We start from the raw sequence: 567 nt of genomic DNA, 5'->3' as shown, positions 1-567 counted from the left end.
GCACTTATCCACATATCAGGAGAATCCCATAAACTTGCTTTTAGTAAGCGTGTAATCTTTAGATAAGTCTCTTTACTATTTGTTTCAAGATGAATGAGAACATGTAAACCATAAGTAATGAGAGCGGCATATATCTGATTGTGTACCGCTTGCTCGCTTCTGCCATAGAAAGTCTTAATGTTCAAATGTTGTTTAATCCATTTGAAGAAAAGTTCGATGGCCCAACGCGATTTATACATGTCCGCAATATCTTTAGCACTTAAGTCAAATCGATTAGTAATGAGATTAAGTATGTCTCCTTTGTTGTCATAAATCTTTATCAATCTAAAAGTGTTCTCACATCGTGTTTGAGTGGAACCAATAACAATCATTTCGTCAGAAATGATTTCTGAGTCTTCAGGAAGTTTGATGGTCTTTAACGAACGAATAACGGCATTTTTTCGAAGACGCGTAAGAAAGTAATAGCCTTCATCAACCATTTGATCAAATTTTTTGTAGTCTAAATATCCACGATCAAACACATACATGCAGGATTTATCATCAACAAATTCTTCAAGTTGCGAGCGA

Annotated in this window: 1 protein-coding gene; it reads right to left on the bottom strand. The window is 35.1% G+C overall.

From position 1 onward, the window contains the following. Positions 1–567, bottom strand: a 567-nt coding sequence (locus JCM19043_RS15840; protein WP_156321460.1) for an IS4 family transposase, incomplete at both ends; no start/stop codon positions are given.

The sequence above is a fragment of the Halolactibacillus sp. JCM 19043 genome, from assembly GCF_001310395.1.
GTDB classification, from domain to species: domain Bacteria; phylum Bacillota; class Bacilli; order Bacillales; family Amphibacillaceae; genus Halolactibacillus; species Halolactibacillus miurensis.
Note: the sequence above shows the minus strand (reverse complement) of the source record. Positions and strands in the feature narration are given on the sequence as shown.